The sequence below is a fragment of the Glycomyces algeriensis genome (assembly GCF_027622855.1).
Classification (GTDB): Bacteria; Actinomycetota; Actinomycetes; order Mycobacteriales; family Micromonosporaceae; genus Glycomyces; species Glycomyces algeriensis.
On record NZ_JAPZVR010000006.1, the window covers coordinates 305,172 to 318,928 of the forward strand.

13 protein-coding genes are annotated in these 13,757 nt (G+C 71.9%); 9 read left to right on the forward strand and 4 right to left on the reverse strand.

What is annotated here, in order from left to right:
• Positions 1–217: 217 nt before the first annotated feature.
• Positions 218–925: a response regulator transcription factor gene (locus O2L52_RS14020; RefSeq protein ID WP_270116209.1), complete on the forward strand. Its 708-nt coding sequence runs from the start codon at positions 218–220 to the stop codon at positions 923–925.
• A gap of 41 nt (positions 926–966) precedes the next feature.
• Complete coding sequence (locus O2L52_RS14025; RefSeq protein ID WP_416259897.1) at positions 967–2,409, forward strand: sensor histidine kinase; 1,443 nt, start codon at positions 967–969, stop codon at positions 2,407–2,409.
• Positions 2,410–2,416: 7 nt separating this feature from the next.
• Here the strand turns inward: O2L52_RS14025 and bcp are convergent, their stop codons facing one another.
• Complete coding sequence (bcp, locus tag O2L52_RS14030; protein ID WP_270116211.1) at positions 2,417–2,890, reverse strand: thioredoxin-dependent thiol peroxidase; 474 nt, start codon at positions 2,888–2,890, stop codon at positions 2,417–2,419.
• 304 nt (positions 2,891–3,194) lie between these two features.
• On the opposite strand from bcp, the gene O2L52_RS14035 reads away from it, so the two are divergent.
• Genes O2L52_RS14035 through O2L52_RS14050 form a run of 4 tightly spaced genes read left to right on the forward strand, consistent with a single transcriptional unit; the run spans position 3,195 to position 5,732 of the window.
• A complete protein-coding gene (locus tag O2L52_RS14035; RefSeq protein WP_270116213.1) occupies positions 3,195–3,890 on the forward strand; it encodes an energy-coupling factor ABC transporter permease in 696 nt (231 codons plus the stop codon).
• Positions 3,887–4,228 (forward strand): PDGLE domain-containing protein, encoded by a 342-nt coding sequence (locus O2L52_RS14040; RefSeq protein WP_270116215.1) that lies wholly within the window; start codon positions 3,887–3,889, stop codon positions 4,226–4,228. The genes O2L52_RS14035 and O2L52_RS14040 overlap by 4 nt, the downstream gene beginning before the upstream one ends.
• Entirely contained in the window at positions 4,225–4,983 is a 759-nt protein-coding gene (gene cbiQ, locus O2L52_RS14045) for a cobalt ECF transporter T component CbiQ (protein WP_270116216.1), read from the forward strand. Before O2L52_RS14040 ends, cbiQ begins: the two co-directional genes overlap by 4 nt.
• Positions 4,980–5,732, forward strand: a complete 753-nt coding sequence (locus O2L52_RS14050) for an energy-coupling factor ABC transporter ATP-binding protein (RefSeq protein ID WP_270116217.1) — start codon at positions 4,980–4,982, stop codon at positions 5,730–5,732. The genes cbiQ and O2L52_RS14050 overlap by 4 nt, the downstream gene beginning before the upstream one ends.
• A gap of 122 nt (positions 5,733–5,854) precedes the next feature.
• On the opposite strand, the gene O2L52_RS14055 is transcribed toward O2L52_RS14050, so the two are convergent.
• The gene (locus O2L52_RS14055) at positions 5,855–6,592 is read right to left on the reverse strand and encodes a DsbA family protein (RefSeq protein WP_270116218.1); all 738 of its coding nucleotides are present in this window, start codon (positions 6,590–6,592) and stop codon (positions 5,855–5,857) included.
• Positions 6,593–6,661: 69 nt separating this feature from the next.
• On the opposite strand from O2L52_RS14055, the gene O2L52_RS14060 reads away from it, so the two are divergent.
• A complete protein-coding gene (locus O2L52_RS14060) occupies positions 6,662–8,323 on the forward strand; it encodes a copper resistance CopC/CopD family protein (RefSeq protein ID WP_270116219.1) in 1,662 nt (553 codons plus the stop codon).
• Between the two features lie 228 nt (positions 8,324–8,551).
• On the opposite strand, the gene O2L52_RS14065 is transcribed toward O2L52_RS14060, so the two are convergent.
• Positions 8,552–9,409 carry a TatD family hydrolase gene (locus O2L52_RS14065; protein WP_270116220.1) on the reverse strand — a complete coding sequence of 286 codons (858 nt, stop codon included), beginning with the start codon at positions 9,407–9,409 and terminating at the stop codon, positions 8,552–8,554.
• 232 nt (positions 9,410–9,641) lie between these two features.
• Between O2L52_RS14065 and O2L52_RS14070 the strand changes: the two genes are divergently transcribed.
• Positions 9,642–10,763, forward strand: coding sequence for a hypothetical protein (locus O2L52_RS14070; RefSeq protein WP_270116221.1), 1,122 nt, complete (start codon positions 9,642–9,644; stop codon positions 10,761–10,763).
• A 70-nt stretch (positions 10,764–10,833) separates the two neighbouring features.
• On the opposite strand, the gene metG is transcribed toward O2L52_RS14070, so the two are convergent.
• Positions 10,834–12,624, reverse strand: coding sequence for a methionine--tRNA ligase (metG, locus tag O2L52_RS14075; RefSeq protein WP_270116222.1), 1,791 nt, complete (start codon positions 12,622–12,624; stop codon positions 10,834–10,836).
• A gap of 171 nt (positions 12,625–12,795) precedes the next feature.
• Here metG and O2L52_RS14080 point away from each other — a divergent pair, with 171 nt between their 5' ends.
• Positions 12,796–13,563 (forward strand): hypothetical protein, encoded by a 768-nt coding sequence (locus O2L52_RS14080; protein ID WP_270116223.1) that lies wholly within the window; start codon positions 12,796–12,798, stop codon positions 13,561–13,563.
• The last annotated feature ends 194 nt before the right edge of the window (positions 13,564–13,757 follow it).

The following is a 13,757-nucleotide window of genomic DNA, read 5'->3' on the forward strand; positions in this document are numbered from 1 at the left end:
TACCATCACAATCTTTATTTATGCCTGAAATCGCCCCACTGATCCCAGCTGATTCGAGCCCGCGGCCCGCAGCATCCAATCAGGCGAACCGGTCAACGATCGTTGGAGACGGCGCCGCCGGACCCCGCTGACTCTTACCGTTCTTTGAGCCGACTCCCAGCGGCGCCGTGGGCCGCCGCGGTAGACATGCCCGGTACGCAGCACCGAAGGAGTCCAGGTGACCGAAGCGACCGAGCCCAAAGACCGCGTCCTCGTCGTCGACGACGAGGAGAACATCGGCGCGCTCCTGTCCGCCACCCTCCGCCTCACCGGCTTCGAGGTCGACGTCGCCCGCGACGCCGCCGAAGCCCTCCGGGCCGCCGCCCGCTTCGAGCCCGACCTCGTGATCCTCGACGTCATGCTCCCCGACATGGACGGCTTCGAGGTCGCCCGCCGCCTGCGCGCCGCCCGCGACCTGCCCGTCCTCTTCCTCACCGCCCGCGACGCCGTGCGCGACCGCGTCACCGGCCTCACCGTCGGCGGCGACGACTACGTCACCAAGCCCTTCGACCTCGAAGAGGTCGTCCTCCGCGTCCAGGCCATCCTGCGCCGCGCCAAGGCCCCCGCCCCGCCCGAGGACCGCGTCCTGCGCTACGCCGACCTCGAACTCGACGAGGAGATCCACGAGGTCCGCCGCGCCGGCCGCCCCGTCGAGCTCTCGCCCACCGAGTTCAAGCTCCTGCGCTACCTCATGCTCAACGCCGGCAAGGTCGTCAGCAAATCCCAGATCCTCGACCGCGTCTGGAACTACGACTTCGGCGGCAACGGCCGCATCGTCGAGTCCTACGTCTACTACCTGCGCAAGAAGATCGACCAGGTCGAACCCGCGCTCATCCAGACCGTGCGCGGCTTCGGCTACGCCCTCAGGGAACCGCGATCAAAGTGAGTAAGCCTCGGCGCTGGCGGCACTGGACCGTCCGCTCCCGCATGGCGTTCACGATCGTGACACTGTGCGCGCTCGCGCTGGCCGCGGCGGTCCTGGCCGCCACGCTCCTGCTCCAGAACGTGCTCACCGACCGGATCGACTCGCAGCTGCGGACCGCCGCGACGGCCATGCGCGACGAGGCGCCCCGGGCCCAGGACGACGGGTTCGAGCCGCCCGGCCCGCAGCCGGGGATGCCGGACGCGCCGCAGGTCTACGTCTACGACGCGGGCGGCTCGCTGCTCCACTCCTTCGGGGACGACGACGCCGCCGCGCTCACCGGCCTGGGCGACCTCGCCGCGAGCACCGGCGAGACCGCCACCGTGGAGGACGCGGACGGGAACTCCTGGCGCGTCCTCGTCGAGGAGGGCGACACGGCGGACACGTACGTCGTCTACGCGCTGTCCTCGGAGTACGTCAGCGCGGCCACCGAGTCGCTGCTGCTCATCGGCGGCGGGGTGACGCTCGCGATCCTGCTGCTGCTCGCCGTGAGCGCGTTCTGGGTCGCGCGGCTCGGCCTGCGCCCGCTCGACCGGATGCAGGCGACCGCGGACGCGATCGCCGAAGGCCGCCTCGACGCGCGCGTCACCGACACCGACCCGCACACCGAGACCGGGCGGCTCGGCGCCGCCCTCAACACGATGCTCACCCGCATCCAGGCCGCGCTCGACGCCAGCGCCGCCTCCGAGGCGCGCCTGCGGCAGTTCCTCGCGGACGCCTCGCACGAACTGCGGACCCCGCTGACCTCGATCAAGGGGTTCGCGCAGCTGTACCGGCGCGGCGGGGTGCCGCCGGGGCCGGCGCTCGACGAGACCATCGGGCGGATCGAGGCGGAGTCCAAGCGGATGGGGCTGCTGCTGGACGACCTGATGCTGCTCGCGTCACTGGACCGGCGGCGGCCGCTGAGCCGCGGGCCGGTCGACCTGCTCGGCGTCGCGGCCGACGTGGTCGGCGACGCGCACCTGCGTGAACCGGGCCGGTTCATCGCGCTCGAATCCCTGCACGGCTCCGACGACGACCTGCTCGAAGCGGTCGACATCAGCGGGGACGAGCCGCGGCTGCGCCAAGTCCTCACGAACCTCGTGGCGAACGCGCTGCGGCACACGCCGTCCGACGCGCGGATCACCGTGCGCCTGGGCTGGAGTGCGGACCCTGAAGGGCCGCGGTGCCTCGCGCAGGTCGGTGTGGTCCCGGTGCTGCCGGCGGCCGTGGTCGAGGTGGCCGACACCGGGCCCGGGGTCGCGCCCGAGCACGCCGAAGGGGTGTTCGAGCGGCTGTACCGGGTCGACCAGAGCCGTCTCCGTGGCCGCTCCCGCGGCGCCGAAGGCGGCTCGGGGCTGGGCCTGTCGATCGTCGCGGCCATCGTGACGGGTCACGGCGGCTGCGTGCGCCTGTGCGAGACGCCCGGCGGCGGAGCGACGTTCCAGGTGGTCCTGCCGAGATCTTGACCGGGGTCTACTCGGGGAGGCCGAGCTGCTTCTTCAGGCGCGCGACGTGGCCGGTGGCCTTCACGTTGTACTGCGCGAGCTCGATGTCGCCGTGCTCGTCGACGACGAACGTCGAGCGGACCACGCCGACGATCGTGCGGCCGTAGTTCTTCTTCTCGCCCCACGCGCCGTACTCCTCGAGCACCTTGTGCTCGGGGTCGGACAGGAGCGGGAAGGTCAGGCCGTCGCGCTCGACGAACTTGGCCAGCGCCTCCGGGGCGTCGGGGGAGATCCCGAGCACCGCGTAGCCGGCGGCCTGCAGACCGGTGAGGCTGTCGCGGAAGTCGCAGGCCTCCTTGGTGCAGCCGGGCGTCATGGCCTTCGGATATGCGAACAGGATCACCTTGCGGCCCTGGAGGCTCGACAAGGTCACCGGGTCGCCGGTGTCGGTGGTCAGCGTGAAGTCAGGCGCCGTCTCACCAGGCTGAAGTCGTACGTTCACAGGTCGCAACCCTACCGGTCGTCCCTGACAATCGCCTGGGAGCACGCTTGGCGGTCCCTGTCCGGCGGTCGGCGGCTTCCCGACACTTCCCGGTCCGGCTTGACGGCGAGAGGGCGGCTATTGCAAAATAATTGCAATAGCCTGACAGTGGGCTGTTGATTCCGCGCGTGGGCGCCCTGCATCCGGCAGGGCGACCGCCACCACCTCCCCGGCCCGCCCTAGGGCCTGTCCTGTGAATCAGGGAGCTCCCTGATTCACAGGACAGGCCCTAGCCCCCACAACCAGTCGAAAGGCGGCACTGCCCGTGTCAGACCTGGCGCTGCACATCCCGACGGACGTCGTCAACGGACCGACCTCCCTCGCCTTCGCCCTCCTGGCCGCCGTCGCCGTCGGCCTCTGCGTCGTCATGGCCCGCAGGCACCTCGACGAGCGGCTCGTCCCGCTCGCGGGCCTCGCGACCGCGTTCATCTTCGCCGCGCAGATGCTCAACTTCCCCGTCGCCGCCGGCGTCTCCGGCCACCTCCTCGGCGGCGCGCTCGCCGCCGCGCTCCTCGGGCCCTGGCTCGGGGCGCTCTGCGTCACCGTCGTCATCGTCATCCAGGCGCTCCTGTTCGCGGACGGGGCCGTCACGGCCCTGGGCCTCAACGTCGTGAACATGGCCGTCATCGCCAGCTTCACCGGCTACGCCGTGATCGTCCTGGCGCTCAAGGTCCTCCCGCGCACCCGCTGGGGCCTGGGCGCCGCGGTCTTCGCGGCCGCGCTCGTCAGCGTCGTCGCCGCCTCGGCCGGGTTCGTGCTCCAGTTCTGGCTCGGCGGCGAGGAAGTCGGCCAGTCCTTCGGGGCCATGGCCGCCGCGATCCTCGGCACGCACGTCCTCGTCGGCATCGGCGAGGGCGTCATCACCGCCGGCGCCGTCACCGCGGTCGCCGCCGCCCGCCCCGACCTCGTCCACGCCCTGCGCGGCAGCCGCCTCGCCGAGACCGCCAAGGAGTCCGTGTGAAGACCAAGCGCTTCTGGGTCACCGGCACCATCGTCACGCTGCTCCTCGCCGGAGTCGTGTCCCTGTTCGCCTCCGCCTCGCCGGACGGGCTCGAGTCGGTGCTCCTCACCGGCTGCGACACCGCCGACGGCGAGATCACCGGCGGCGCCTGCGTCCTCCAGGCCGCGGGCGACCACGAGATCGGCGGCGCCTTCGCCGACTATGGGGTGTCCTTCCTGGACAACGAGATCCTCGGCGCCTCGCTCGCCGGGATCCTCGGCGTCCTCCTCACCCTGGCCGTCGCCACCGGCCTCTTCTGGCTCCTCGCGCGCGGCAAGCGCACCCAGGAGGAGGCGTGAGCCCGGTCGACGGGCTCTACCGGCCGGGGGACACCCCCGTCCACCGGCTCCGGCCGCAGGTGAAGATCGTGGCGCTCGCCGCCTTCACCTGCGCCATCGCCGCCACCCCGCGAGAGGCGGTGTGGGCCTTCGGGGTCTACGCCGCCCTCCTCATCGGACTGTTCGCGCTCGCCCGCGTGCCGCTGACCTGGCTGCTCTCCCGCAGCCTCATCGAATCGCCGTTCCTGGTGCTGGCCCTGGCGTTCCCGTTCATGGTCGACGGGCCCGCCGTCCAGATCGGGTTCCTCCAGGTCTCCGAACCGGGCCTGTGGGCCGGATGGAACCTCCTCGCCAAGGCCACCCTCGGCGTCTGGGCCGCTCTCCTGCTCTCGGCCACCACGCCGATCGCCGGGGTCCTCGCCGGACTCTCCCGGCTGCGCTGCCCCGAGATCCTCCTGCAGATCACCGCGTTCGCGATCCGCTACGCGCACCTCACCGTCGCCGAAGTGACCCAGATGCGCCTCGCCCGCCTCGCCCGCTGCGACGACCCGCGCTTCCTCTGGCAGGCGAGCGCCCTCGCCCGCAGCCTCGGCGTGGTCTTCATCCGCTCCTTCGAACGCGGCGAACGCGTCTGGCAGGCCATGGCCGCCCGCGGCTACACCGGCCGCCTCCCGCTCGAAGTCGGCCCGGCCCCCGCCAGTGCGCTCCAATGGTCGGCCGCGCTCGCCGCACCGGCCCTCGCGGCCGGGATCGCCACGTGGACGGTGTTCGCATGAGCGCCCTCGACATCACCGGCCTCGAACACGTCTACCCCGATGGGCACCGCGCCCTCGACGGCGTCGACCTCCAAGTGCGCGAAGGCGAACGCGTCGCCATCCTCGGCCCCAACGGCGCCGGGAAGACCACGCTCATGCTCCACCTCGCCGGCCTCCTCACCGCCACCGCGGGCGACGTCCGGGTCGGCGACCTCAAGGTGGGCAAGAAGACCCTCGCCGAAGTCCGCCGCCGCGTCGGCATCGTCTTCCAAAGTCCGGACGACCAGCTGTTCATGCCCACCGTCGCCGACGACGTGGGCTTCGGCCCCGCGAACCTCGGCCTGCGCGGACCCGAACTCGCCGCCCGGGTCGCCGCCGCGCTCGCCCAAGTGGGCCTCGCCGACCTCGCCGACCGCCCGCCCCACCACCTCTCGGTCGGCCAGCAGCGCCGCGCCGCACTCGCGGGCGTCCTCGCCATGCGCCCGGACATCGTGGTCTGCGACGAACCGAGCGCCAACCTCGACCCGGCCGCCCGCCGCGACCTCGCCGCCATCCTGCAGTCCACCGCGCCCACCCTGCTGCTCGTCACCCACGACCTGCCGTACGCCCTGCAGCTGTGCGAACGGTCGGTCATCCTCGACGCGGGCCGCGTCGCCGCCGACGGCCCCACCGCCGAGATCCTCGCCGACACCGCACTGCTGCAGCGGCACCGGCTCGAACTCCCCTTCGGCTTCTCCCTGGAGACGGCGCTGGCGGCGATGCGGGCATAGCGCCGATCCCGCGGACCCTTGAGCAGGCCCCGCGGGACGGCCGGCCCGGGCACACGTCCCGCCGGCGCCGAAAAGGGGCGCGGCCGGGAGAACGGCCGCGCCCCTTGCATTCACCTGTAGGATCAGCCCGCGGCGAGTGCGGCCTGGACCACGTCGGCGACCGCCGAGTTCTCGACCACTTCGCCGTTCACCTTCGCGGTCGGCGTGCCGGTGACGCCCTGGTCGGACGTGGCGCTGGTGTTGCCCTCCTGGACCCAGCCGCGGTACTTCTCGCTCTCCACACAGGACTGCCAGTCGGCGCCGAGGCCCACGTCGTCGGTGCCGATCGCGATGAGCTCCTGATCGGTCAGGCCGGAGGTGTTCTCCGCGGGCTGGTTCGCGTAGAGCGCCAGCGTGTAGTCGAGGAACTGCTGCTCGCCGACGTCGGCGGCGCACACGGCGGCCGCGGCCGCGCGGCTGGAGTACTCGGTGCCCGCGCTCAAGCGGTCGAGGATCGCGAGCGGGTGGTAGTTCACCGTCACGGAGCCGTCGTCGACCCAGGACTGGATCTGCTCGGCGTACGCGGACTCGAACTGGTTGCAGGCCGGGCACATGTAGTCGATGTAGAGGTCGACCTGGACCGGGCCGTCGCCGATCTGCACGCCGAACGTGTCGGTGACCTGCGCGGCCGGATCGTTGACCTCGTACTCAGGTTCGCTGTTCATCCAGATGCCCCAGGCGAGGAGCCCTCCGATCAGCACGACGGCGGCGCCGATCGCCACCCCGAACACGATCTTCCGGCGCCGCGCCTCCGCGGCCTGCTGCCTGCGCAGCGCCTCGGCGGCCTGGCGGCGGTCGGTATTCCGGTTCGACTTCCCCATGTGCCTCGCTCAGCCTTTCTGCGGTCCAACTCTCGATTCACGAAGCGGATTCGAGTACGCTCAGCGGCGATGCGCTCCCGATCCAACGACCGCCGCACTGCCGCACAAGCGACCCGCTTCGCCTGGTCGTCGCTCGCAGCGGCCCTGCTCGGCGTGCTCTTCGGCGCGCTCTGGGCCTCAGGGGCCTGGGCGCACGCCTCGGCCACCAAGACCACGCCCGCCTCCGGCGCGCTCCTGGAGACGCCCCCGAGCGAAGTCGTCGTCGAGTTCAACGAACCAGTCACCCCCGTAGACGCGGCCACCGGCGTGGTGGCTCCCGATGGTGACCGAGCCGACACCGGGCTCGAGCAGAACGCCGAAGCGACCACGCTGACGATCGCGGTCGACGCCGACCAGGAGGGCACCTACCTCGTCAGCTACCGGGTCGTCTCCCACGACGGCCACCCCGTCTCCGGCACGTTCACGTACTCAGTGGGCGTCGAGAGCGAGGCGCCGAGCGCCGAAGCGCTCACGGCCGGAACCGATCCGTTCGTGCAGGCCCTGCTCTACGGCAACCGCTGGTTCGGGTACGCCGCGCTCGCGCTCGCCCTCGGGGCGGGCATCTTCCTCGTCCTCGGGGCCCGGCCGCGCGATTTCGCGGCGAAGATGGTCGCGCTCGGACTCGCCGTCGTCGCCATGACCGCCGTGCTCGGCCTGCCGCTGCAGGCCGCGTACGAGACCGGGACGAGCATCTCGAACCTCGACGCGGTCGGACTGCAATCGGTCATGGAGTCGAACGTGGGGCTCGCCGGGCTCCTGCGGCTGCTGCTCGTGCTGCTCGCGCTGCCGCTCATGCGGACGGTGGTCACGGGCGAGGAGGAGCCGAAGCCGCTCCTCGTGGCCGGCCTCGCGGGCGTCGGGCTCGCGCTCTCGGCGACCTGGCCGCTCTCGGGGCACCCGATGGCGACCGAGCCGGTGGTCGTCGCGTTCATCGCGGACCTGGTGCACCTGGGGGCCGCGATGGCCTGGGCGGGCGGCGTGATCGCGATCCTGGTGCTCGCGTTCCGCAAGGACGCCGAGATCCCGGACAAGGCCGCCGAGACCTGGATCGTCCTGGTGCCGTGGCTGTGCGCGAACGTGCTCGTGGCCGGGCTCGCGTCCGGGCTGCTCCACATCGACTCGATCGAGGCGCTCACCGAGACCCGGTACGGGCGCCTGGTGATGCTCAAGGCCGCGCTGTTCGTCGTGATCGTCGGCGCGGGCCTGTTCACGCGGCGGGCGCTGCTGCGCCGCACGCAGGCGCGGCGGCGGCTGCGGGTCGCGGCCGGCGTCGAGGTCGTGTTCCTCGCAGTGGTGATGGGCGCCGTGTCGGTGCTCGTGCAGGCCGTGCCGGCGAAGACCGCGCTGCTGGAGACCGAGACGACCGAGGTCGAGTCCACCGAGACGGCCACGCTCGTCACCACTGAGGTGTTCTCGGCGCAGCTCGTGCTCGAACCGGGCCGGCCCGGGCCCAACAGCGTCCGCATTCTTGCGACGGACCTGGAAGGCGAGCCGTTCCCGGCGGAGGAGTGGACCGCGAGCTTCGGCCTCGAAGGCGAAGCGCCCGAGGAGATGCGCCTCATCGAACTGCGCACCGGCATCCTCGCGGGCGAGGTCAGCCTGCCCGACGAGGGCCGCTGGGTCTTCACCTTCACACTGACCGACGCCGAAGGCAACACCGCGACCGCCGAAGCGGCCGTGGACGTCTCGTAACCTGAGCGACAGTCGGGCCGCTGAGCCGCTGAGCCGCTGAGCCGCTGAGCCGCTGAGGGCCGCGACACCGCGACACCGCGACACCGCGACACCGCGACACCGCGACACCGCGACACCGCGACACCGCGACACCGCGACACCGCGACACCGCGACACCGCGACACCGCGACACCGCGACACCGCGACACCGCTCCCTATAGGATATATCCTATAGGATTTCCGGGTGGGCTACCAGGGGCCGAAGGCGGCTTCCGTGTTGGCCCACAGGCGTTCGCACCAGGCCTCGAGGTCGCGGCCGAGGTGGTCGGCCAGGAATCGGGCCGTGTAGTTCGTGAGCGCCGGGTGGTTCCGGTGGCCGCGTACGGGGATCGGCGCCATGAACGGCGCGTCCGTCTCGACCAGCACCAGCTCCGCGGGGGCCACCGAGGCGGCGTCGCGCAGGTTCTGGGCGTTCTTGAACGTCACGTTCCCGGCGAAGCTCATGAAGAACCCGCGCCGCGCGCACTCCTTCGCGAACGCGAAATCACCCGAGAAGCAATGCAGCACAACGCGTTCGGGTGCGCCGTCCGCGTCGAGGATCGCGAGCACGTCCTCGTGCGCGTCCCGGTCGTGGATGACCAGGGCCTTGCCCCGCGCCTTCGCGATCTCGATGTGCGCCCGGAACGACCGCTGCTGCGCGGCGCGGCCGGTCTCGTCGGTGCGGAAGTAGTCGAGGCCGGTCTCACCGAGGGCCGCGACCCGCGGCAGCGCGGCGATCGCGTCGATCTCGGCCAGCGCCGCGTCCAGGTCGGCCTGGCGCGGGGCGTCGTTCGGGTGCAGCGCCGCCGCGGCGAGCACGCGCGCATCGGCGGCGGCGAGCGCGGCGGCCCAGCGGGAGGACTCGATGTCCGTGCCGACCTGCACCACCCGAGCGACTCCGACGGCTTCGGCCTCGGCGAGGCGGGCCCGCACGCCGGGCGCGTCGGGCGCGGGCGTCGGGAGCTCCTCCTCGGCGCCGAAGACGTCGACGAGGTCGAGGTGGGTGTGGCTGTCGGCGACGGGATGCGGCAGCGGTTCGGGCAGCGGCGCGGCTTCGGATCGGTACACGCGACAACTCTGCCACGGCCCGGTCCGGGAGCGGACCGCATGTGCGTTTGCCGAGGCCGGAAGTACGCGATGCTCTCTACGTAACATCTTTTTCATATACCGGACATCCACGCCTGACAAGCCGCGCTTACGTTGGCGGACAGTCGAACCACCGGCTGTGGACAAGCCACTACCGTCCGGCGACCGACCACGACAACGCCGTCGCATCCGCGCAAGACGAATCGAGACGCACATGACCCGCGACCTCGCGTCCCGCCGCAACCGCGCCGCAGCGCTCCAGCAACGCCGCCCCGCCGTCCCGGCCGAACCGACGCAGACCCAGACCCTCGTCACCGTCGAATGGCGCGGCGAGAAGTACCCCGGCACCCCCTATGCCGACGGCGCCGCCTGGGAGCTCTACTCCGCCCTCCCGCGCCCGGACTTCCTCCCCAACCCCCGCACCGGCAGCGACTACCCTTACCGCCACTTCGCCCACGCCGGCGAGGTCCTGCGCGACGGCGTGCCCGTCGCCGTCGCCGACGACCGGTCCCTCACCGTGCCCCTCGCGCCCGGCCTCGACCTCGAGTACGTCCGCCGCCTCACCCAGACCCCGCACCTCGACCCGGCCGCGCGCGTCCTCCTCGACCGCGTCCGCCGCTCCGCCGCGATCGCCCCCGGCGAGGTCATGGAGCGGCCCGTCACCGCCGCGCAGATCGCCCGCATCATGGAGACCGCCGCCGTCCCCGGCGGCTTCTGCTACCGCCGCTGGGACATCGCGCACCTGCGCACCCCCGCCGCCCGCTCCGTCCTCGGCGGCGAGACCGAGCCGAGCGAGCCGTGGGTGTTCGCCCTGCGCTGGCCCGCCGCGGACCCGTGGGACTACCAGGCGCCCGTCGCCCCCGAGTACGAGGGCCTGACGGCGATGCCGTCCTCCGACCGGCGCGGCATGCCCGTCCTGGGCACCGGTTTCGCGATCTCGACCGCGCACCTGCTGCCCGAGCACGTCACCGCCGACCTCACCGACCTGCCGCTGCCCGAAGGCGCGCGGATCCTCGCCTACACCGAGCAGGGCGCCGAGCTCGACCTCTTCGCGTACGCGGGCCAGCACTGGTCGCCGCTCACCCTCGAACGGCGCGTTGACATCCCGGGCGTCGAGCAGGGCCGCGTGCACCAGGTGCGCCGCGTCCTGCGCGAGGCGAACCACGTGGTCTGGAAGGGCGTCCCGGGCTCCCTGGTCGACGCCGACGAGGACTGGGCCCGGTTCCGGCTCTCCCGCCCGAGCCCTGACGTCCTCTCCCGCACCGGGGCCGAGCCCGTGCGCCGCGGCGTCTACGAGAAATGGGTCGAACGCGGCGACGTCGCTCCCGCAATCTGAGCCCCTACGATCCGACCCTCAGGCACGAGAAAAGGGCCCGGCACGAGCCGGGCCCTTCACGCTTGCGCCCCTAGGCGTTCAGCCGCTCGATCTCCTCGTCCACGATGGACGGCTCGAGCTTCGTGAACACCGGGACCGGCTTCTCCAGCACGGTGCCCGGCACCAGCGGCACGGACTCCCACTTCGGCACGTCCGAGTAGTCGCCGGTGAGGATCGGGTACGGCCCGTCGGTCGCGCCGCCCTCGTCGAGCTCCTCGACCTCCTCGATGAACGGCATCGGCGCGAACACGCCCTCGCCGCCCAGCAGCTCGTGCACCCGCTGCGACGAGTGCGGAAGGAACGGGCTCATCACCGTCTTCAGGTCCGAGACCGCCTGCAGCACCGTGTAGAGGACCGTGCCCTGGCGCTTCGGGTCCTCCTTCATCTTCCACGGCGCGGTGTCCGCGAGGTACTTGTTGGCCGCCGCGACCGCCTTCATGGCCTCGCCGATGCCGGCCCGGACCTTGTTGGCGCCGATGAGGTCCCCGACCGTGTCGAACGCCTGCTTCGTCGTCGCCAGCAGCTCCCGGTCGACGTCCTCGAGCTCACCGGGCTCGGGCACCGCCCCGAAGTTCTTCGCGGCCATCGCGATCGAGCGGTTCACCAGGTTGCCCCAGCCCGCCACGAGCTCGTCGTTGTTGCGGCGCAGGAACTCCGCCCAAGTGAAGTCCGAGTCCTGGTTCTCCGGGCCCGCCGCGCAGATGTAGTACCGCAGCGCGTCGGGGGAGTACCGCTCCAGGAAGTCCCGCACGTAGATCACCACGCGCCGCGACGACGAGAACTGCTTGCCCTCCATCGTCAGGAACTCCGACGACACGACCTCGGTCGGCAGGTTCAGCTTCCCGAGCGACCCCGGCTCGCCGCCCTTCGCGCCCTCGCCGTTGGCGCCCAGCAGCATCGCCGGCCAGATCTCCGAGTGGAAGACGATGTTGTCCTTGCCCATGAAGTAGTAGGACACCGCCTCCGGGTCCTGCCACCAGCGCTTCCACGCCTCCGGGTCGCCCGAGCGCCGAGCCCACTCGATCGTGGCGCTCAGATAGCCGATCACCGCGTCGAACCACACGTACAGGCGCTTGTCCGGCCGGTCCACCCAGCCCTCGAGCGGGATCGGCACACCCCAGTCCAGGTCGCGCGAGATCGGGCGCGGGTGCATCTCGTCGAGCAGGTTCTTCGTGAACCGCAGGACGTTCGTCCGCCAGCCCGTGCGCGTGTCAAGCCACGCGTTCAGCGCGTCCGCGAACGCCGGCAGGTCCAGGAAGAAGTGGTCCTCCTCCACGAACTTCGGCGTCTCGCCGTTGATCCGCGACTTCGGGTCGATCAGGTCCACCGGGTCCAGCTGGCGCCCGCAGTTGTCGCACTGGTCGCCGCGCGCCGAGTCGAACCCGCAGTGCGGGCACGTGCCCTCGATGTACCGGTCCGGCAGCGTGCGGCCCGTCGACGGGCTGATCGCCCCGAGCGTGCGCTGCTGCAGGATGTACCCGTTCGCGTGCAGCGTCGTGAACAGCTCCTGCACGGTCTTGTAGTGGTTCCCCGTCGTCGTGCGCGTGAACAGGTCGTACGACAGGCCCAGCGCGTCCAGGTCCTCCACGATGATCCGGTTGTACTTCGCCGCGGCCTCCGCCGCCGTCAGGCCCTCCGCGTCCGCCTGCACCAGGATCGGCGTCCCGTGCTCGTCCGTCCCCGAGACCATGAGCACGTCGTGACCGCGCATGCGCATGTAGCGGGCGAAGACGTCGGCGGGGACCCCGAATCCTGCTACATGGCCGATGTGGCGCGGGCCGTTGGCGTAAGGCCAGGCCAGCGCGGTCAATACATGAGTCATGCGCCCCATGTTATCGGTCCAGATATCAGGACCGGCACTGTCCGGACCCCAGCACGGCGCACGTCTCGCCCCCGCCCGGGACCCCGACCGCGCACGGCGCACTCGCACCCGACACGGCGATCAGCGTCCGATTCCGCCCATGCCAGCCGATTCGGTGATGCAATAACCGGTATGTCTGGAACCAACCGCGCGGTCGACCCCCAGCACCAGCCCGGGCCACCCGCCGCCCCGGAGCCGAACGTCCCCGTCCCCGAGATGCCCGCCGCCTACGGCATCGTCCGGGACACCACCGACGACCCCGTCTGGGACCCCGCCGCCGAACCCGCCGCCCCCCGCCCCGTCTCCCAGCGCGGCCCCCTCGGCTCCCAGACCGACGGCATGGCCGCCATCCGCGCCGTCTGGGAACGCGCCGCCGAGACCGACCGCCGCCGCCCCGCCAAACCCGGCAAGCCCCAGCGCCGCCGCGAACCCAAGGCCTTCGCGCCCGCCCTCCTCGGCATCCTCGTCTGCGCCTGCCTGCTCATGTTCTTCGCCTGGACCGCCGCCCCCGCCCTCTGGATCTCCGTGGGCCACTACGAGTACGGCACCGTCGAGGTCACCTCCTGCCAGGACGGCTTCGCCCCCTCCTGCACCGGCCGCTTCGAAGCCGACGACTGGGCCCGCGAACTCCACCTCACCGGCGACGTCACCGCCGCCGACCTCGGCGCCCAGCTCCCCGCCCGCTCCACCGGGCCCGACGCGCACTCCGCCTACGTCGGCGACACCGCCGGACTCCTCCTGCGCTGGGCGCCCTCGCTCGTCCTCTTCATGGCCGCCGCGTTCACCCTCGTCGTCGTCTCCGGCGCCACGAGGCTCTACGAAGGACGCTCCGGCGCCATCGGCCTGTGCTGGGCCGCCGCCGGAGCCGTCCTCGCCGCCGCCCTCGCCTTCGCCTGGTGACGCCCGCCGACGGCAGCCGCACCGCACCGCCCACACGCGGCGCGCGCACCCGGGACGCGTTGTAATGACGCCCACCCGGGTCGGAAGGCCCCTCCGCGCGCCGGGCGCGGCGTCGTAGAGTGAACCAGCCCCCGGAACTCCGCTCGGCTCGGCGCTACGCCGCGCCCATTTGAATTGACCGTATCCTTCCCCGC

What these genes read in the sequence shown, in the direction of transcription:
- O2L52_RS14050 (WP_270116217.1), top strand. Translation starts at nt 4,980, where the DNA reads ATGAGCGCCCTCGACATCACCGGCCTCGAACACGTCTACCCCGATGGG.
- O2L52_RS14025 (WP_416259897.1), top strand. Translation starts at nt 967, where the DNA reads ATGGCGTTCACGATCGTGACACTGTGCGCGCTCGCGCTGGCCGCGGCG.
- O2L52_RS14060 (WP_270116219.1), top strand. Translation starts at nt 6,662, where the DNA reads ATGCGCTCCCGATCCAACGACCGCCGCACTGCCGCACAAGCGACCCGC.
- O2L52_RS14080 (WP_270116223.1), top strand. Translation starts at nt 12,796, where the DNA reads ATGTCTGGAACCAACCGCGCGGTCGACCCCCAGCACCAGCCCGGGCCA.
- O2L52_RS14055 (WP_270116218.1), bottom strand. Translation starts at nt 6,592, where the DNA reads ATGGGGAAGTCGAACCGGAATACCGACCGCCGCCAGGCCGCCGAGGCG.
- metG (WP_270116222.1), bottom strand. Translation starts at nt 12,624, where the DNA reads ATGACTCATGTATTGACCGCGCTGGCCTGGCCTTACGCCAACGGCCCG.
- O2L52_RS14070 (WP_270116221.1), top strand. Translation starts at nt 9,642, where the DNA reads ATGACCCGCGACCTCGCGTCCCGCCGCAACCGCGCCGCAGCGCTCCAG.